Source organism: Fervidobacterium sp. (assembly GCA_026419195.1).
Lineage (GTDB): Bacteria > Thermotogota > Thermotogae > Thermotogales > Fervidobacteriaceae > Fervidobacterium.
Genome location: JANZZV010000007.1, coordinates 104,034 through 123,078, shown reverse-complemented (window position 1 = coordinate 123,078; position 19,045 = coordinate 104,034). Strand labels below are relative to the sequence as shown.

Below are 19,045 nucleotides of genomic sequence, written 5' to 3'. Positions count from 1 at the left end.
CCTGTGAGAAAAACAAAGCGAAGATTCTCATCCATACTCTTTATCCTTCCATAAACTTGCCTTAGTACCTCCCTCATATCCTTTGCTTTATCTTTGTCTGATATGTGATCAAGTATTGGCTTTTCGTATTCATCTATCAATAGTACTACTTTTTTATCATACCTCCTGCTCAGTTTCACTACTAACTCATAAACAGCTGATAGACTGATTTCATAGTCTTGAGCAATTTCAACAAGTCGTCTGATTAATGATTTTTTCAGTTCATCAACATCCGAAGTATCCAGATTGTTCATATCCAATCTAACCACAGGAAAGCTTTCCCAGTTCCATTTGTCATATATCCATGTATCAACAAATAATTCTTTCTCTCCTTTGAACAAACATTCGAGTACGCTCACAAGTAAACTCTTCCCAAATCTCCTCGGACGAGACAAGAATACGTATTCGTTGTTTCTTATCATTTCGTACACATATTTTGTTTTGTCTACGTATATGCAGCCTTTTTCTTTTATCTTCCTAAAATCACTTATTCCTATCGGTAGTTCTTTCATCCTACCACCTCATATTCCCATTCTGATACGTTCCTCTTACTACTTTCTATATTCACTTTTAATACTTTTTTCAAGTGCTTCGTTTGCATTTTTTCTATCTTTTATGCAACTTGCCGGTTACACTTTATATATTATACCATTTGATAAATAAAAAAGCAGACCTGAGGATCTGACTTTTGCATTTTTCGACCAAACAATCCTGTATTCATCAAGTTTTTTCTGAATTTGTACCAGGTGCTTGCACAGATCCGTAAGATTTTGTTTGATAGCATACAAATGATAATTCCAACTTCCCATGTAAATGGCATCTGATTCTATCGCTGGACTGGAGCTTATACTTGAACCGGTTTGGAATCAATTCAAGAGTTGTTTTTGTATCTTGGTTGGTTGAATATTTGATACTGAATTTGTTAGTTATAGTTTTCTATCCGCTGTTTTTTCAAGCTTTTCTATTATCCAAAAGTTTGGTGTTTTTGCTATCGTCAGTTATGAGTCTGTGTTGAATGCACTACTGATGCTGCAAATGGTTGTTCTTGCGAGGTTTTGTAGTATTTTTTCGATTAGTGTACGCACGATCAGGGTATCTGTTTGATATTATAGTACAATGCATCGGGACGCTGTTCCTTCAATTGTTTTTAGATACGATGGAAATTTTCAAATAGGCCTACTTCTTTTGTTACCAATATTTTTTCTATGAACTTTATGCCTTTTGTTTTAAAGATATATTTACCATTTTTCCAACCGCATCTTTCAAATTCAAAGATATTTTTACCCAAGGTCACCAAGTAATGAACTCGTAGTAGAAACATTCCCAAAACAACCAATAGTGGAGTATAAACTTGAAGGTAATCATGTGGTGTTAATGGTATCTGACCTGTCGTCTATTTTAAAGGCAGAAAGTTTTGTTATTTTGTGCGAAACAAATAGATTTGAGACAACAAGCAACAAGGTTAGCGAAATTATTGATACTTCAAAGATTTTACACGAATTTAAAATGTTTAGTATGTATAAAGAAAATTTATCCCTTCAAGCAACGGTTGTTGTTATAGTTGAATAGAATGTGTTATCAAAAGACCATGACTAATTGCTCATGATCAAAAAAGAAAGCACCACATTACAACGTGGTGCTTTTTTTCTGGTAGCGGGGGCAGGATTTGAACCTGCGACCTTTGGGTTATGAGCCCAACGAGCTGCCAGACTGCTCTACCCCGCGACGTATATCTGATTAAGATTCTATTATGTTTACCTGGTGCCGGGGATCGGAGTCGAACCGACACGGAGATCTAATCTCCAGCGGATTTTAAGTCCGCTGCGTCTGCCAATTCCGCCACCCCGGCTCCGAAGGATATTATATCACCGTAACTGTTGTTTTGTCAAGCTTCGTTTATTATTTTTGTTATTGCTTCTTTCATCGTTGTCAGTTTCTTTCTTGCCTCTTCTTTCACCTTATCAACTGTATAAATGTATACTTTGAGTTTTGGTTCCGTACCAGATGGCCTAATGGCGTACCAGGAGCCATCACTAAGGAAAAATCTGAGGACGTTTGATGCTGGTATGTGTTGTTCGATTTCTCCAATTATGTTTCCATGCTTGTCAAATATTTTTCTTTCTTTGTAATCGATGTATTCTACAAGTTCAAGAGTGCCTATTTCTTTTGGGAACTTTTTCCTAAAAGTTTCCATAATTCTTCGTATTTTTTCCATTCCTTTGAGTCCTTCGTAGACCAGTGAGAAGTTGTCTTCAAGATAGTAGCCGAACATTCTATACAAAGATTCTAAAACATCGATCAATGTTTTTCCTTGCTTTTTATAATAAGCTGCCATTTCACAGATAAGCATTGACATCATTATTCCATCTTTGTCTCTTACAAAATCTCCTGTTACATACCCAATGCTCTCTTCATAACCAAATTGGAAAGAATATTTACTTTCAAGTGCGTTCTCTAAACCGCATATGTTTTTAAATCCTGTGAGTGTTTCGAATGTTTCAACACCGTATTGTTTAGCTATGTTTTTGCCCAAGTCACCTGTAACAATTGATTTTATTATTATTCCATTTTTTGGCAAAAGTTTTTTAGCTTTTCGTTGTGAAAGTAAGTATTCGATCAGTAGCGCACCAGTTTGGTTACCGTTTAGTGGAATGTACTCGTTGTTGTGTTTTACAATTACAGCGTTTCTATCCGCATCCGGATCTGTGGCAAGTATTAGTTCAGCATCCTTTTCTTTTGCATATTTCAAAGCAAGGTCAAATGCCCTTAAGTCTTCAGGGTTTGGATATTCGACTGTTGGGAATTCACCGTTTGGTTCTTCTTGCTCAGGAATGATTGTAAAGTTTGTAAAGCCACGCTTTGTTAAGATAGTTCTAACAAATTTGCCACCAGTACCATGTAATGGTGTATAGATTATTGGAATATCTTTGTCTATGTCTTCATTCAATGATAAACTTAGTACTTTTTCAAAATAGGCTTCGTCTATCTCTTTACCAACAAGTTTAATTAAGCCTTTTGATAAACCTTCATCGAAGTCTATTTTCTTTATTTTGTCAAAATCATCTATCTTTTTTATATTTTCTTCAATTGTTCTTGCTACATCGTCCATTATTTGAGAACCTTCTTCCCAGTATACTTTGTAACCGTTGTATTCTGGTGGGTTATGGCTTGCTGTTATAACTATCCCAGAAGCAGTTTTTAGATGACGAACAGCGTATGACAAGATAGGAGTAGGTCTTATGTCGTCAAATAAGTAAACTTGTATGCCGTTCCCAGCCAAAATTTGTGCTGTAATACGGGCAAATTCGTATGACATTCTCCGCACGTCATAGGCAATCACTACACCCTTTTTAATGTATTCTTCTCCTTTACTAATTATATATTCAGCGAGTCCCTGCGTGGCTCTTCCAACGGTATATATATTCATTCTGTTAGTACCAGCACCTATCTTGCCTCTTAAACCAGCTGTACCGAACTCGAGGTCGAATAAAAATCTTTCTTTTATTTCTTCTTCATTTCCTTCAATTGCTTTTAGCTCCTGTTTTGTTTGGTCGTCTATATGAGGACTTTGTAACCATTTTCTGTACTGTGCCATGTAATCTCTCATCACTTTCACCTCCACTATTTTGCTTCAAATACAACGTTAACTGTGACCATTATCTCTTTCTCTATTGTGGATGTGTCGTAAGAACCGTAATCGCTTATTTCTACACTATTCGGAGCAAGTACTTGGACAACACCGCTTTTTGCACTGAGAACTTTTCCTACTTTTAGCCCACCACTCTTAGCTATTTCCTCGGCACGTTTACGCGCATCTCTAACGGCTTGTGATAATAACTGGACTCGCTTCTCTGGCAATTTTGAGTAATAGTATTCCACTGGATAAGATTGAAATGCTATGCCTGTGTCAAGTACTCTTTGAGTTATATTTTTCGACTTTTCGTATACATGCTGGACGTCTTTTGTGACTAAGTATATACTTTGATAAAGTACGTATGAGCGCTCGGTCTTAATTTGTGGATCAGAGTACTCTTCGTTAACACTTATTGCGGATAAGTCCAGTTGGTTAATATCTATACCGTTTTCTTTGAATATTTCAAGTACTATTTTTTCGTATGATTTCATTAATTTAAAACCATCCTGCAGATTCGACTCTGAAACTCTGACAGAGTAACCTGATTTCCATTTAGCTATATCCGAAATAACCTTTTCTCTGGAAGAACCAGTTACTGTGAGGGTTTTCTGTGGAAGCCTTGAAAGATAAAGTAAATATCCAAATATTGTCATACCCACAACAAATGAAATGCCAACTATAACGCCAAATACAAATAAATTTCTATGAACCTCTGTAAAACTATACGTTTCCTTTTCACCTGACTTCATATTTACCCCTCCCTTTGTCAAGATTTAGATTGAAGTTTTCTTTTTGCATGCACCTAGTCTATGCTATATCTTACCTTTTTCGACCCCAATTTTTCTACTTCTTTACCTTGATCAAAATGATTAACCTATCAGATTTTTAATTTTGTCTTGTTCATTATATCTTTTTTACTCAAGTTTCCTTTTATTTTTTAACTTGATCACATACGCTGCCTTAACTTAATGGCGTTCCATAATATTATATCACAACAACTGATAATAGCTCACAGAGGAAAAATAGCTGTTTTAGGTTTTCATAAATCAATATTTCGCGAAAAAACATTTACGAAATCAAGAGAGGATTATAGAAATTTAACTTTAAAAACAACAGAATTCAATAGGTCTATTATAAAACATCGCCGAAGCAAACGCTTCGGCTATGTTTTGGCTACTTCTCAATTCAAGACAATTTCATACTTTTTGTTGTTTTGACTTAACATTCTGGTCGTTATCATTTTCATATCCAACCGAGTTTAACCATTCTTTGATATCCATCCCTGTCCAAGCCATAACACGCATCTCTGTCAATGCTGTGTCGATAATATCTTTGTACAACGCCTTTGAGAGGAAATCACCTGAAGCTTTTAGTTCTTTGAGAAAATCTTTAAGCGGTGTTTCTGGCTTTTCGTTGACCTTAATCTTTTTTTCCAGCACATCAAGTTCATACTCAAGTACAAAATTCTTTTTGACTTTTCCATCCATATTTTGCACCTCCTTAGGAGGAAAATTGGCAATCACCTTTATACTTGATTGCCAACTTAATTATATCAGATATTCCAAAAAATTCAATAATTTCCTTTTAAGAAATATTATATAATTTATTCTCTTCTTTTCTCTTTTTCTTTCTTTTTATCTTCCATTATCTTTTTCAATTGTTGTGAAAGTGCAGTACGAGTTTTCGAATCGAGGTGATCTATGAAAAGAACACCATCGAGGTGGTCATACTCGTGTTGGAATATTCTTGCTGTGTATCCTTCTAACAGTTCTTCATGATAGACGCCGTGTTCGTCCTGATATCTTACTCTTATCCACCTGTGCCTTTGAATATTCGCGAATACCCCAGGTACACTAAGGCAACCTTCTTCTCCGATTTCTTTTTCTTCGGATTTTTCCAGTATTTCCGGGTTTACAATCATTTTAAAGCCGGTCCCATCGTCCATACCAAAGAATCGCATAGATATTCCTACTTGTGGTGCTGCAAGTCCAACACCGTCTTCCGTATACATGGTCGATTTGAATTCCTCCAAAATTGCACGTACTTTAGAGAAATCAACAACAGGCTCTGATTTTTTTCTAAGTATCGGATCACCTAAAGTCCTTATTATCACTGTATATTCCCTCCAATTCTTTGAGCAATTCCTCATTGGTCATAAATATACTTATTGGAGTTACGGAAATATATCCATTTTCCAAAGCTTTATAATCAGCTTTTGGATCATTATCATCTTCTATTATGTCTCCTAACATCCAGTAATATTCTCTTCCATATGGATCTATACGTTTTTCAAAATAGTCTTCGTACCTGCGCCTGCTCTGTCGAGTCAGTTTCCATCCTTTTATTTTTTCAAATGGTAATGACGGTACATTTATGTTCAGTGCAGTAAATTTTGGAATTTTTTTAATGTCAAATTCTTTTAGAAATTTGAGTAAGAATTTAGCAGCTGTGTCATATATTGGATCTTTGAAGTCGGCAACTGATATAGCGATAGAAGGTATACCTGCGATAGCTCCTTCAAGGGCTCCACTGACTGTACCAGAATATACAACATCTGTACCTAAGTTTTCTCCACGATTTATTCCACTGATTACCACATCCGGTACCAAATTCTTGTCTTTGTAAATCACGTCAAGCCCTATTTTTACACAATCAGCGGGTGTACCACTGACGGCGTACATTTCAAATGGTTCGTTTATGTCAAGCTTTCTTGCCCACAATGGAAAGCGTAAGGTTATTCCGTGTCCTACCGCACTCTGTTCTGATTCAGGAGCAGAGACTACCACATAGTGTTCTTTGCTTAAGTATCTTGCTGCGCATAGTATACCAGGTGCTGTAATTCCATCGTCGTTGACAAGCAGTATGTTCATTGTTCTCACCTCATTGTTTTGTTTACATGTATAGTGCCTATTATGAGTTGTACTGAGAAATTAATGCTTTAATGAGCTATTATGACTTTTCAATTAGTTCTTTTACTTTATTAATACCGTCTTCCAAGGTATAAGTTCCCACTATCTCACCTTTGTAAAATACTACTACCCCATTCCTAATGCCGGCTATACCTATATCGGCATCTTTACCTTCTCCGATACCATTAACAATACAACCTAAAACTGATATGGTTATATCCTTACTTAGGTTGATGACTTTCTTTTCAATTTCAAGAGCAATTTTCTCGACGTCGAATACTGCTCTTGCACAAGTTGGGCAAGCAATTACATTAGGCCCTGCTCTTAACTTCAGAAATGTAAGTATTTTTTTTGCTGCAATTACTTCATTAACAGGATCACCTGCTATAGATATTCTAATTGTGTCAACCAATCCTTCAGATATAAGTACACCGAGTGCTAGGGAAGACTTTATAAGTGAATTGTATAAAGTTCCAGCTTCAGTTACTCCAACGTGCAAAGGATAATCAACTAATTGTGCGATATATCTGTTTGCTTGTATAGTTTCAATTACATCCGAACTTTTTACTGATACAACTATATTTTCAAAACCATATTTTTCGAGTATTCTAACTTCGCGTAGAGCAGCTTCACCAAGCGCTTTGAAACGTGGCAGGTTCTCTAAGTCCTTAGGTAAAGATCCACTGTTTGCTCCAACTCTTATTGGTATACCATACTCTTTTGCTACTTTAACAATTTCGACAACTTTTTCTTCGCTGCCAATGTTGCCCGGATTTATTCTAATTTTATCAGCGCCACACTTTATACATTCTATTGCTATGCGATAATCGAAGTGTACATCGCCAACTATGGGTACCGAAACGTATCTTTTCAACTCTTTGATAGTTTTGGCACTTTCTATGTCTGGTAAAGAAACCCTAACTATTTCACATCCTGCTTTTACAAGTTGGTCAATCTGTTGCAATGTTGCTTGAACGTCTTTTGTATCAGTATTTGTCATCGATTGTATGGCTATTGGATTACCTCCACCGATTAGCACATTTCCAACTTTTACTATTTTTGATTTTCTCAACATAATCACCTCAGATTGCTTTATTTTGCAAAGAATCTGCTCACATCTAGGAATGTGATGAGAAAAACAAGCCCAAGCAATAGGAAAAACCCTATTGTATGGATTATGTTTTCTACATTTCTGTTTATTTTTCTTCTTGAAAGCATTTCGATTACTGCAAAAACAATTCTTCCACCGTCAAGAGCTGGTAATGGAAAAAGATTAAATATTCCGAGGTTTATGGTGATGATTGCAACAATTGTTAATATAGTTTCCAATCCTACTTGCGCAGCTTGACCTATAATTTGTACCATCCCAACAGGGCCTGTTACATCTTGCAAATTCCGACCTAAGAAGATACCAGGTAGTGTTCGCCATATGTACAATGCAAGTCTGTTACTACGTGCGAACGCTATTGATATACCTCTCAATCCTTTTGGTTTAAATTTCTGAGCAGCTGGTTCAAGTACACCGGGAACAGATAGTACATCAATTAACTTCGATTTTTCTAAGGTAATTTGTGTAGTTTCGCCTGCATTCGTCTGAACTATTACATTTACTTTTTCAGAAACTGGTCTAAGAACACTTTCTACAAAGTCACCATTTGTGGTAAAGTAAAGTTCGTCTGGCTTCAAATTGAGGGATGTCAATAAATCAATTAAATCTGTGCTTCCATTTATCCTCAATCCGTCAACTTCCAGTATTTTGTCACCCTTCTTAAACGGCGGAATATCTTTTGCAAATACGTTTGAAAATTGTCCATAATATATCCCTATGGTATATCTTTCTGGTAATGAGGATACATTATCTACAAATCCTCGTAATTCACCAAAATCAGATTTTATGTTGACAAATTCCTTTTTGTAATTTTTCATATACATTTGAAAATCTAGATTATTTACACTCAATATTTTTCCACCAATGTCTCCCTTGACATCTTTCATGTACACGTAATATTGTTCTTTTGACAATCTTGGCGTAACTGATATCTGTAAAAGTTTGTCATTTCTAAAAATTTCAAGTGTTATAGTTCTTCCTTTACGAATAATGCCTGTCATATCTACATTATCAAAGACGTATTTACCATTTATTTTAAGTACTGTGTCCCCACTTTCCAATCCAGCTTGTTGAGCTGGTGAGCCAGGAATTACTTTGTCAATGACTATAGGTGTGTAGCCCCAGAAAGATATTATTAATACAAAAAGCATATAACCTGCCAGAATTGAGAATAGTGGACCAGCAAAAACAATAAGAAACCTCTTCCACGCACTTACACCATACAGTGAATCTGGATCTTCTTCTTCAGCTGGGTCTTCTCCTTTCAATCTTACGTAACCTCCAAGTGGAAAAGCATTAATTCTGAAGTCAGTTTTTCTTCCTTTCTTTCTGAATATTTCTGGACCGAAACCTATAGCAAATTCATGAACTTTGACACCAAAAATTCTGGCAAACATGAAATGCCCCAATTCATGGACAACAACTATAAACATAAATACGAGTAAAAATGAGATGATGTTGATTAATATCGTCATATTTGTAACCTCCTGGATGTAGTTTAATTTTTCAAATTTTTATTTGCTACTTCTTGTGCAATTTTTCTTGTTAATTTATCAACTTGATAGATATCTTCTATATCATTAACTTTCAAGTTTAGATTGGTAATTTGTTCCACACTTTGTACAATTATTTTTTCGATAGTACCAAACTTGATTTTGCCGCTTAGAAAATATTCTACAGCCACTTCGTCAGCACTGTTGAAGGCAATTCTTTCGGCAAGTGTGTGTCTTTTAGCAATGTTAAGCCCAAAGAAAAAAAGCGGATACCTTTCTTTCTCAACAGGTAACAAACGCATGTCAAAATCTTCAACCTTAGATACATACGATTCGTATTCTCGAAGCGGGTAAGTCAAAGCATACGCTATTGGAACTTTCATGTCAGGTTTGCCAGCATGTATCTTAACAGTACCATCTTTTAAGAATACCACACCATGTATAAAACTTGAGGGATTTATGTAAACTTCTATATTCTCATATGGTAAGTCAAACAGCTCGTGAGCTTCAACTACTTCAAAGAATTTGTTAACCATCGTTGCTGAATCTACAGTTATTCTGCCACCCATATTCCACGTTGGATGTCTAAGAATTTCCTTAGGAGTCATATTTGAAATTCTTTCTAATGGAACATCCCTTACGGCTCCTCCTGAAGCTGTCAATATGATGTGGTGTATATGTGGTTCATAAAGCTGGAATATTGCCGAATGTTCACTATCTACAGGAATAATCTCTACTTTGTTAATACTGGCTAACTTCTTTACAAAATTACCGGCGCAAACCATTGCTTCCTTTGTCGCAAGTGCTATTCTTTTTGTGTAATTCAAAGCTTTTAACGTAGCTTTGACACCTTCAAAACCTGGAATAGCACATATAACTATATCCGGCAACGTTTTCTCAAGTAATTCTTCAATACTTTCAACTTTAACGCCTGCTGACAATTCCAAATAACTATGGTAATATTTAATACCATGCTCCTTAAGAATTTCTTCGGCTGTATTTCTATTTTTTCCAAAAGATATTCCAACTATTTTGAATTTATTTAGTTTTTTTATTACATCGACTGCCTGAGTGCCTATGGAACCTGTGGCACCAAGTACTACAACGGTTTTCTCTTCCAACGTACGTACACCACCTTACCGTTTTTAACTTCTACACTAACTTCGTTTCTGAGTGCTTCATTACTTACTCCGAGTGGTGACTCAATACACATTTTACCGTTAAATTTATATTTGAATCCATCAACAGAAAATTCTGCTTCGCAAAGTGGTATGAACGACCAAGTTTCACCGACTGATGCTTTGAGGTTGTAACTGCCCGCGCAAAGTACTCCAAGTTCACAATTTTCTGAGACTGCGGTTATATTTTTGTATTTACTTATCAAACCTATCATTGCAAGGATCATATCGATTCTTTCACCTTGCCAATTTAGAATTTCTATTTCCGTTGCACCGTGTTTAAAAGCATAATTGATTGCAAGTTCAAGATCAGTTTCGTCTTTTTCGTGTGGATAAACTTGTATTCTCACACCTTTGTTTTCGAAGTACTCTAAGGTTGCGTCAGATATGGAATCTAGATCACCGATGATAACATTGGGCAGAACATTTCTTCTTCTAAGCTCCTCCGCTCCGCCATCAGCTGCTATGATTAATTCTCCGGTTAGGTACATTGTTCCATTTGTCATTCCGTTAAGAACAATGGTGGCCTTCATGTTATCACCTCTGGGAAAGTTTGTCGAAAGATTTTTAATTTTTATATTACTATCAAATCCTTTTCAATGTAAAGTTTTGCTAAAAGCATCATCTGTCCCCATCCGTATGCACAACCGTACCTTACATGAAGCTCGCTTTCGTCTTTGATGAATGTTCTATCTTTTATTGTCACTATCGTTTCGTTATCACCTGTAGGCTGTAGAATAATCTCGACAAATGATCGGTAACCATCTTCGTACTCATACCACCAAAATGACAACAATCGTTCTTTGATAATAGTCACTATTTTTCCAGTGTCAGTAACAACTTCACCATCTGTGAGTCGAAACCACCTGAAGTAGATTTCTCCATCTTCCGAAATTTTCATACCATCTGTAAACCAAGGATCCCAACCATTTTTGTTGAAAAATACCTTCCATACTTTATCAACAGGAGCTTTAAATCTTTCGTTGAATTCCATTTCCATAAGACTTAAGTTTGTACTCACTTTCTAACCTCCTTTGAACTTTGGATCTCAGACCAAATCTGTTTTACCTTGGCTATATCTTCTGCATGTTCTGGGTTATCTCCAGGAGTTTCGAGAATTAATGGTAAGGATGAAAAAACGGAGTTTGAAAGAAAGGCTTTCAATCCACTCTTATTAAGCTTACCATTTCCGATGTTCTCATGTCGGTCTTTGTTAGAACCAAGTTCACCTTTTGTATCGTTAAGATGAACAAATTTGAGCCTTTCAATTCCTATATTCATTTCTATTTCTCTAATTAATTCTTCGATTCCTGATTCATTAGTTATATTATATCCAGCATCGTAACCATGGCATGTATCGAAAGTCACACCGATCCTGTCAGGGTAATCGCACATTTGTATGATGCTTTTCATTTGGGAAAAATTGTATCCAATGTTTCCACCTTTCTTAACAACGTTTTCAAGCAGCACATGTACGTTTTTTACATTTTTCATGACTAAATTGAGTGCTCGTACTATCCTTTCTACACCTATTTGCTCACCTTTCCCAAGATGGCTGCCTGGATGGACGTTGAAATATTTTATGCCAAGTTTCAAGCAGATTTTCATTTCGATTTCTAACAATTGTACAGATTTTTCCCATACATCATCCCTGGGACTTGCTATGTTGATTAGATAACCAGCATGGCACAAAAAATACTCCGGGTTCAAGTTGTATTTCTTTACATTACGCAAAAAGTGCACGATATCGTCCTCAGATGGTAGTTTTGGTTGCCACTGACGCGGATTATGCGGGAAGATTTGGAACGCATTCCCTCCTATTTCTATCGTCTCTTTTGGAACTTTTGAAAATCCTCCACCTATCGGCATGTGTGCCCCAATTATGAGTTCTTTTTTCATTTTTAACACCTCAAATTCGCAAATTCTTTTTTTGAAAGCCATAAATAATTATATCTTAAAATTCTGATTTGTGGTACTTAGCTCCTACCTGGCTTTTTTGTTTGAATGAAGAGTTAGGTATTAATCCTCTTCTCCTAAGGAAAATGAGAGTAAAGTTATTTTTTCTTTTAAATTATCTATCTCTTCCATCATACTGAGCAATTCTTCTTCAAGATTCTGTTTTTGCTGAGTAAGCTCCATGAGCTTTATGTAGTCAAATGTGGAATTTATCTTCTTATCTAAGTCGTCTATTTCTTTTGTTATTTGATTCTCCCTTTGTTGCATTTCTTCTAAACGTTTCTTCAAGCTTTTGAGTTGATTTTTTAACTTCTTTTTCTCTTCGAAGTCTAAGTTCTTTTTCTTCTCGTCTTTTTTAACTTGCTTTGCGAAAAACATTGGTTTGTCAACTTCTATTATGGTGCTATCTTTTATACTTAAGAATCTGTTGCATACGTTCTTAATTAACTCAACGTCGTGTGATACAATTATGATGCTGCCAGAATATTCTTTCAGGGCTTCTTCTAAGGCTTCTACAGTTTCTAAATCCATATGGTTAGTTGGTTCGTCTAAAATTAGCAAATTTGGTCTTCGAAGAAGTATTTTTGCAAGCGCAAGTATTTGCCTTTCACCACCACTGAGTGAATCAACAGATTTAAACACATCCTCTCCCCTAAAACCAAAACGCCCTGCATAAGCTCTGATTATGTAATCTGGTTTATCTGACATTTCTTCGAATAGTTCATCAAAAACTGTATTTTCAAGGTTAAGTTGATCAACAAACTGGTCAACATAAGCAATGTTTACTTTGTAACCATACTTCACATTTCCAGAATATGGTATTTGATTTGATATTATCTTGAGTAATGTAGTCTTCCCGGAACCGTTCGGTCCAACTAAGGCTATTTTATCTTTTTGATAGATAGTGAACGAGACATTCTTCAAAAGGTTGTTCCAATTAACATTCTCAACTTGTAATACAATATAGCCTGTATTTTCTGGTTCAGGTATTTTTATTCTCCTTTGTTCTTCTTCAAGGTAAAGATTTGGCATTTTTTCAAGTTCTTCAAGCATTTTTTCAAGTATTTTTTCTTTGCTTTTTGCTTGCTTGGTAAATTTTTCTCTCCCCCATTTTTTGTATCTTTCTACAATTGTTTTCAACCGTTCAATCTCTCTTTGGATATTTGCTAATTGACGTCTTTGAGTTTCCATGATTCTTTGCCGTTCAATGTGGTAATGTTCAAAATCCATGTCAAATATCCAAACTTTCTCGTTATTGATTTCCCAAAACTTTTTGCATACACTTCTTAGGAAGTCTCTATCGTGAGAGATAATGATGTACCCACCTTTAAATGAATTTAGGAGGTTTTTGAGATATTCTATGCTTTCTATGTCTAAAAAATTCGTAGGTTCATCTAGTAATAGAAAATCTGGTTCTTCAATAAAAAGTCTACCGAGTTGAAGTTTGGTCTTTTCACCTCCACTGAATGTTGATATATCTCTATGCCAATCTTCTTCTTTGAATCCCAATCCTTTGAGTATACTTCTGACTTGTTTTTCTTTTTCCGGTGTACTGGCTACTTTGGAATAATATTCAAAAGGAGATTGCCCATCAAAAGTTCTGTACTGATCCATATAGAGTACTTTTCCAGAACAAGAAATCTCTCCGTTGTATTCATTAAATAAACCAGCAATGGCTTTTAAAAGTGTACTCTTACCAGAACCGTTCTTTCCCATAAGACCTATTCTATCTTTGGGGAAGACCGTTGCATTGAAGTTTGTAAACAAAGTTTTTTGGGGGAAGGATATACTCAAATTTGATATACTTATCACTTTACAGCCTTCCTTTCTTGTTTTTTTAAGATTACAGCAAATTTTTTATACTCATAGGTTGACTTAATAATATTTTAACTTTCTTAGGTAGCAAATTAATCGCTGTGTAAGTTGAAAAGAATACTGCGCTAAAAGTTATGTACCAGTAGTTTTTTAAATGCTTTTCTGTTATGTTAAATCCAAATCTTGAAAGTAATAGCATCAATATTCCACCGAACAAAATGTGGTATCCAAGAATGAAAATAGCATCATCTGAGATTTGCTTGAAGATTTTTCCAAGCACACTTTTAAGTTTATCTTTTTTCTCAACAAATTGTGCTATCCAGACTATACTCAAAACACATGCAATTTCTCCAAATATACTAACAACTGCATTTTTCCCATATTCATCAAAATTCCAGCTTGTCCCTCCATTTAACAGAGCCACAAATATCCAGATTAATAGCGTAGCTAAACCCAAATAATTTTTTATTTCTATTCTCTTTTGATTGAAAAATCTACCAAGTTCAAACATATAGATACTAGCAAATGCAACATCGATTTTAAATGGCAAACTTCCGGGAAAGTACAGTCTTGATATTATTCCAACCATTATTACAGGTATAGTAATTTTCAATTTTCGGGAAATGTAGTATAGCATTTCTGCGGAAAACAGAAACACAAGGTACCATAAAGGTACAATATTAAGCGGTATGCTATCAAGTTTGTCAGTGTTAACCAAAAGAAAGTTCCATAGATAGGTTAGATTTTCAACTTTTTTGAACTCTTTACCCACAAAAAATACCCAGATCAAGTAGTTTATGGCACCTATGTAATAATAACTTGACAAAAGTGGCAACCTTTTCCTGAAAAGTTCTCCTAGCGATTTTGAGTTGTGTAGACATCCCGATAAAAAAGGAAATACAACTATTATGAATGAAACGAATTCGAATAATTTCCACGGTACCTGTGAATGTGCAAGTATAACTATGATCAACGATAAACCTTTTGCATAATCTATCCATTCTATTCTTGACTTGAAGTATTCATCACTTTGTTTGCTGCTTTGAATTGCTCGTACCAGTCTGAATCACTCCCAATATGATTGAAATCATCATAATTATAATTCCGATACCCTGAACAAGGTTTATCCTCTCGTGCAATATAATAGCCGATAGTATCATTGCAAATATTGGTTCGCCAACAAATATAAGTGCTGATACGTTGCTTCCAACAACTCTTTGATATTTTGCCTGAATGACAATCGCTATGATTGTCGCGCTGATAGCAGTAAATGTTGCCACACCAAGTGCCGATAATGAGAATCTCCATGCACTACCAGAGCTTTCATAGAAAATATTAAATCCAGTGTTTAAAATTGCTACCGTCAAAAACTGCGGAGTTAAAAGGGCAAACTCTTCTGTTTCTTTAGAAAAATGTGTTATTAAAACCACATGAAGTGCGTACATTATACCACATATGATTGTCAAGAAATCCCCGAAATTAAAACCTGTGATACCACCATTAGTCAGTAAATACATTCCAAAAGTTGCACCAGCAAATCCAACTATTTGAACGAGTTTAATTTTTTCTTTTTCGATCAAGAACGAGAAGAACGGAACTATAACTATATAAAGGGAGGTGATAAATCCGCTTTTTGTGGATGTTGTAATAGTCAATCCCCAAGTTTGTGTTGCGTATGCTATAGCCATTACAACTCCAAGTATGATCGCTCTCTTCCAGTCAGATTTTCTGAAAATAGCTGCAGATAAAAAAGCTGCGATCCAAAATCGGATCGCGTTGTATAAAAATGGAGATATATTTTCTGTCAAAACCAATTTCTGTATCGGAAAAGTAAGCCCCCACAGAAATGTCAGAATCAGAAGCCAAAATACAGCAACGAATTTTTTATTCAAGTGATCAGCTCCTTTTAGAATCTTGGATTGATATCGAATTTTTCTTTTATCTTCTTTTTAATTTCTTCAAGCGCCAAGTCAACTTCTTCATCATTTAAAGTTCGTTCTGAATGTCTGAATTTGGCGTATATTGTAACACTGTAATGTCCTTCTCCCACTTGCCTGTAAATGTCATCTACCCCAACTTCTTCCACGAGTGGATTTGACTTGTAAATCTCAAGTATCCCAGCTATTTCCGTTCCGATTGGTATCAAATAGGACACGTCTCTTCGTATGTATGGAAATTGCGGAATGTTTTTATATGGCTTCGAGAATTTTGCTATGTCATAAATTTTTTCTATGTATATTTCCCCAATGTATATCTCATCTTTTACATCGTAAAACTTATCAGCCAACTCTGGTTCTAACATACCTAAGAAACCGATTTCTTCGTTTGAAAATTTGATAACAGCACATCGGGTTGGAATTAAGCCATTTATTGAAGCCTTTTGATAAACAACATCAATTCCAAATCTTAAGAAAATCTCATCAATCACTCCCTTGAAAGTATAGAAAGATATCGTTCTTTTGTCTGTATAGTCATCCACTGATTCACGGCCAGTAGCAACTAAGGCAAGAGCCTCTTGTTCGAAGGGTTTGTTATCAACTACATTAAAGACTTTTCCGATTTCGAATAACCTAACATCCTTAATCTGCCTTTTGTAGTTGTAAGAAAGTGACTCAAGAAGACCGTAAATTATACTTGGCCTCATTGTGTCAAAATCAGATATTATTGGATTGCTAATGTTAAGCCCTTTGCCTCTTATTTCGAGTTTCTCAATTACCTTGCTAGATGTAAAGGATAATGTATTTGCTTCGTTGAAACCCATGCTTATCATTAACTGTTTTATCTCATATCTTGTCTTTTGTTTCTCACTCCTACCTCTTTCAGTTGCAAGCATCCGAGGAGGCTCAGAGTGTAAATTATCATAACCATGGATTCTTCCTACCTCTTCCATTATGTCTTCAGGTATAGAAACGTCAAAATATCTGAATGATGGAACGTAAACATTATACCCATCTTTTAATTCTTCAACTTCAAAACCCAGAGGTTGTATGTACTCACCTATATGTCTTATCTCTATACCAAGTACTTTTTTTGGGAGATGTTTTGGTACGAATATTACCTTTTGCTCAAGCTTTTTTTTGTAAGCATCTACAATCTCCGATGATGGTGCACCTCCAGCAAGTTGTTGAATTAGCTCAGAAAGTCTCTCGATCACAAAATATGCATCGTCAAAGTCCACGCCTCTTTCAAATCTATATGACGAATCTGAACTAATACCGAGTTTTCTTGCCGTTCTTCTTATTCTTACTGGATCGAACATCGCAACTTCAAGCAAAACATCAGTTGTAGATTGTGAGATTCCAGATTCTTCACCACCCATAATTCCACCAAGTGCAAGTAGTTTTTCTCCGTCGGTTATCAGAACCTCACCACCACTAAATTCATAAGTTTTACCATCGAGTAACAACATTTTCTCGCCAGGTTGTGCGTCTCTGACAACAATTTTTCCTGCTACTTTATTTAAGTCAAACGCGTGTACAGGGTGTCCTGTTTCAAGCATCACATAATTCGTTATGTCAACTATGTTATTTATTGGTCTAATCCCGGAGGATATTAATCTTTTTTGTAACCACAACGGACTTGGTTCAACTTTCACGTCTCTGATAACTCGAGCCGTGTAGCGGTAACAACCATCCGTATCTATTTCAACCTCAATCTTGTCATTCCCAAGCGATTTAACTGCAGCAATAGGAAATCTGGGAACCCTTTTCAAACCAGCGGCTAATTCGCGAGCTATACCAAAGTAGGAAAGACAATCCGGACGATTAGGTGTTACTTGTATTTCGAAGTACCAATCGTTTAGCTTCAGGAGCTTTATAACGTCTTCACCGAGTGGTAGGTGTTCATCAGTCATGTAAACATGCTCACTTTTTTCAGCTAAACCTATCTCTTCTAATGAACACAGCATACCTTCTGAGGTTATCCCTTTCATTTCCCTTCTTTGTATTTCAACGCCGTTTGCTAGTTTACTACCTTCGAGAGCAACATACACATACTTACCACACTCAACTGAAGTGTCGGCTGTGAGAATTGTTCTGTGCTCGTTACCTATGTTAACGTAACATATAACAAGCCTCTCAGCATGGGGATGTTTTTCTACTTTCTCGATTTTCCCAACAACTATAGGACCAGACAAGGAAAAAACAGGACCATCATTATCGATATCAAAACCAAGTTTTGGTAATTTTTCGTGAATCTCTTCTCTTGATACATTAACGTACTCGTTTAACCATTCTAAGGAAATCTTCACCTACAAGCACCTCCCAGTTCACACCACGCGAAATTCCTTTAGTATATCAAAAATTTCCAAAGAATTGTTATCGAGATCCCGAGTGCTGGGCTTAGTAACCAAGTGAATTGAAATTTTCTTTTCCACAACTTGTAAAGTAACCCAAGTCCAAGTGAAAGAAAGGCAAACAGATAGTTCTTCGCTAAGAAAAATACGAAAAACGCCAATCTTTCAGATATACCATCAAGGTCGTTGTAATTTAAGTCAGCTGGATAGAAATTCCTGAAAATATACGTCACTGCCATTGTAACAACTGCCATACCAAGCAGATAGAGTGCAAATTCTTTGGAAATATACGAATAAACAAATAGGTCTGATACTATCATGTTCAAAATAAATGCGATCAGCAATTCAGATAGTTCAAGCAGATGAATTTTCTTTAAATCCTTTATTTTTGTCCTTATTATATCACCAAAGACATGCAACAAAGCCATTATTGAAAGAACAATTATCCCTTTTTGAGATTTCAACAAGGTATCAAATGTGAAAATAAGTAATGCAAAGATAGACCAGATAATGTGTTCGAAAAGTTTGTAACCTTTGTAGCTTCTTATCTTTGTGTTATCTGTGAAGCCGTGATCTGCAACAAAATGCGCCAAAAAGAGATGTATCATCTTCTGAAACC

19 protein-coding genes and 2 tRNA genes are annotated in these 19,045 nt (G+C 35.7%); 1 reads left to right on the top strand and 20 read right to left on the bottom strand.

Going from position 1 to position 19,045, the window contains the following annotated elements:
- Positions 1-551: AAA family ATPase (locus tag N2Z58_07075; GenBank protein ID MCX7654415.1), on the bottom strand; the 551-nt coding region annotated here is incomplete at its 3' end.
- Positions 552-1,186: 635 nt separating this feature from the next.
- Positions 1,187-1,336: a hypothetical protein gene (locus N2Z58_07070; GenBank protein MCX7654414.1), complete on the bottom strand. Its 150-nt coding sequence runs from the start codon at positions 1,334-1,336 to the stop codon at positions 1,187-1,189.
- A gap of 68 nt (positions 1,337-1,404) precedes the next feature.
- Here N2Z58_07070 and N2Z58_07065 point away from each other — a divergent pair, with 68 nt between their 5' ends.
- Positions 1,405-1,608: a hypothetical protein gene (locus N2Z58_07065; protein MCX7654413.1), complete on the top strand. Its 204-nt coding sequence runs from the start codon at positions 1,405-1,407 to the stop codon at positions 1,606-1,608.
- Between the two features lie 79 nt (positions 1,609-1,687).
- Here N2Z58_07065 and N2Z58_07060 read toward each other — a convergent pair.
- The 18 genes from N2Z58_07060 to N2Z58_06975 all read right to left on the bottom strand — a co-directional run bounded on the left by N2Z58_07060 (position 1,688) and on the right by N2Z58_06975 (position 19,034).
- A tRNA-Met gene (locus N2Z58_07060) sits at positions 1,688-1,764 on the bottom strand.
- 34 nt (positions 1,765-1,798) lie between these two features.
- Positions 1,799-1,888: transfer RNA gene (locus N2Z58_07055), tRNA-Leu, on the bottom strand.
- A gap of 36 nt (positions 1,889-1,924) precedes the next feature.
- Positions 1,925-3,646: a phospho-sugar mutase gene (locus tag N2Z58_07050; GenBank protein ID MCX7654412.1), complete on the bottom strand. Its 1,722-nt coding sequence runs from the start codon at positions 3,644-3,646 to the stop codon at positions 1,925-1,927.
- Positions 3,647-3,660: 14 nt separating this feature from the next.
- On the bottom strand, positions 3,661-4,422 hold the full coding sequence (locus N2Z58_07045; GenBank protein MCX7654411.1) for an SIMPL domain-containing protein: 762 nt from the start codon (positions 4,420-4,422) through the stop codon (positions 3,661-3,663).
- 447 nt (positions 4,423-4,869) lie between these two features.
- The gene (locus N2Z58_07040) at positions 4,870-5,160 is read right to left on the bottom strand and encodes a hypothetical protein (protein MCX7654410.1); all 291 of its coding nucleotides are present in this window, start codon (positions 5,158-5,160) and stop codon (positions 4,870-4,872) included.
- Between the two features lie 116 nt (positions 5,161-5,276).
- Positions 5,277-5,786 (bottom strand): peptide deformylase, encoded by a 510-nt coding sequence (gene def, locus N2Z58_07035; GenBank protein MCX7654409.1) that lies wholly within the window; start codon positions 5,784-5,786, stop codon positions 5,277-5,279.
- Complete coding sequence (surE, locus tag N2Z58_07030; protein MCX7654408.1) at positions 5,764-6,543, bottom strand: 5'/3'-nucleotidase SurE; 780 nt, start codon at positions 6,541-6,543, stop codon at positions 5,764-5,766. The genes def and surE overlap by 23 nt, the downstream gene beginning before the upstream one ends.
- A gap of 79 nt (positions 6,544-6,622) precedes the next feature.
- On the bottom strand, positions 6,623-7,657 hold the full coding sequence (gene ispG / locus N2Z58_07025; GenBank protein MCX7654407.1) for a flavodoxin-dependent (E)-4-hydroxy-3-methylbut-2-enyl-diphosphate synthase: 1,035 nt from the start codon (positions 7,655-7,657) through the stop codon (positions 6,623-6,625).
- 17 nt (positions 7,658-7,674) lie between these two features.
- The gene (locus N2Z58_07020) at positions 7,675-9,165 is read right to left on the bottom strand and encodes a site-2 protease family protein (protein MCX7654406.1); all 1,491 of its coding nucleotides are present in this window, start codon (positions 9,163-9,165) and stop codon (positions 7,675-7,677) included.
- A 23-nt stretch (positions 9,166-9,188) separates the two neighbouring features.
- Positions 9,189-10,304, bottom strand: a complete 1,116-nt coding sequence (locus N2Z58_07015; GenBank protein ID MCX7654405.1) for a 1-deoxy-D-xylulose-5-phosphate reductoisomerase — start codon at positions 10,302-10,304, stop codon at positions 9,189-9,191.
- Positions 10,283-10,894, bottom strand: a complete 612-nt coding sequence (locus N2Z58_07010) for a thiamine diphosphokinase (GenBank protein MCX7654404.1) — start codon at positions 10,892-10,894, stop codon at positions 10,283-10,285. Before N2Z58_07010 ends, N2Z58_07015 begins: the two co-directional genes overlap by 22 nt.
- Before the next feature lie 41 nt (positions 10,895-10,935).
- Positions 10,936-11,361 carry an SRPBCC domain-containing protein gene (locus N2Z58_07005; protein MCX7654403.1) on the bottom strand — a complete coding sequence of 142 codons (426 nt, stop codon included), beginning with the start codon at positions 11,359-11,361 and terminating at the stop codon, positions 10,936-10,938.
- A gap of 17 nt (positions 11,362-11,378) precedes the next feature.
- Positions 11,379-12,260, bottom strand: a complete 882-nt coding sequence (locus N2Z58_07000; protein ID MCX7654402.1) for a deoxyribonuclease IV — start codon at positions 12,258-12,260, stop codon at positions 11,379-11,381.
- Positions 12,261-12,380: 120 nt separating this feature from the next.
- Entirely contained in the window at positions 12,381-14,129 is a 1,749-nt protein-coding gene (locus tag N2Z58_06995; GenBank protein ID MCX7654401.1) for an ATP-binding cassette domain-containing protein, read from the bottom strand.
- Positions 14,130-14,160: 31 nt separating this feature from the next.
- Positions 14,161-15,105: a hypothetical protein gene (locus N2Z58_06990; protein ID MCX7654400.1), complete on the bottom strand. Its 945-nt coding sequence runs from the start codon at positions 15,103-15,105 to the stop codon at positions 14,161-14,163.
- 52 nt (positions 15,106-15,157) lie between these two features.
- Positions 15,158-16,024, bottom strand: a complete 867-nt coding sequence (locus N2Z58_06985) for a DMT family transporter (protein MCX7654399.1) — start codon at positions 16,022-16,024, stop codon at positions 15,158-15,160.
- A gap of 14 nt (positions 16,025-16,038) precedes the next feature.
- Positions 16,039-18,381 carry a phenylalanine--tRNA ligase subunit beta gene (gene pheT / locus N2Z58_06980; protein MCX7654398.1) on the bottom strand — a complete coding sequence of 781 codons (2,343 nt, stop codon included), beginning with the start codon at positions 18,379-18,381 and terminating at the stop codon, positions 16,039-16,041.
- Positions 18,382-18,419: 38 nt separating this feature from the next.
- Positions 18,420-19,034: a hypothetical protein gene (locus tag N2Z58_06975; GenBank protein ID MCX7654397.1), complete on the bottom strand. Its 615-nt coding sequence runs from the start codon at positions 19,032-19,034 to the stop codon at positions 18,420-18,422.
- Positions 19,035-19,045 lie beyond the last annotated feature (11 nt).

Coding starts and splice junctions, on each gene's coding strand:
- ispG (MCX7654407.1), bottom strand. CDS start 7,657: ATGTTGAGAAAATCAAAAATAGTAAAAGTTGGAAATGTGCTAATCGGT.
- N2Z58_07050 (MCX7654412.1), bottom strand. CDS start 3,646: ATGAGAGATTACATGGCACAGTACAGAAAATGGTTACAAAGTCCTCAT.
- N2Z58_07020 (MCX7654406.1), bottom strand. CDS start 9,165: ATGACGATATTAATCAACATCATCTCATTTTTACTCGTATTTATGTTT.
- N2Z58_07045 (MCX7654411.1), bottom strand. CDS start 4,422: ATGAAGTCAGGTGAAAAGGAAACGTATAGTTTTACAGAGGTTCATAGA.
- N2Z58_07000 (MCX7654402.1), bottom strand. CDS start 12,260: ATGAAAAAAGAACTCATAATTGGGGCACACATGCCGATAGGTGGAGGA.
- N2Z58_07005 (MCX7654403.1), bottom strand. CDS start 11,361: ATGGAAATGGAATTCAACGAAAGATTTAAAGCTCCTGTTGATAAAGTA.
- surE (MCX7654408.1), bottom strand. CDS start 6,543: ATGAACATACTGCTTGTCAACGACGATGGAATTACAGCACCTGGTATA.
- N2Z58_07040 (MCX7654410.1), bottom strand. CDS start 5,160: ATGGATGGAAAAGTCAAAAAGAATTTTGTACTTGAGTATGAACTTGAT.
- N2Z58_06975 (MCX7654397.1), bottom strand. CDS start 19,034: ATGATACATCTCTTTTTGGCGCATTTTGTTGCAGATCACGGCTTCACA.
- N2Z58_07010 (MCX7654404.1), bottom strand. CDS start 10,894: ATGAAGGCCACCATTGTTCTTAACGGAATGACAAATGGAACAATGTAC.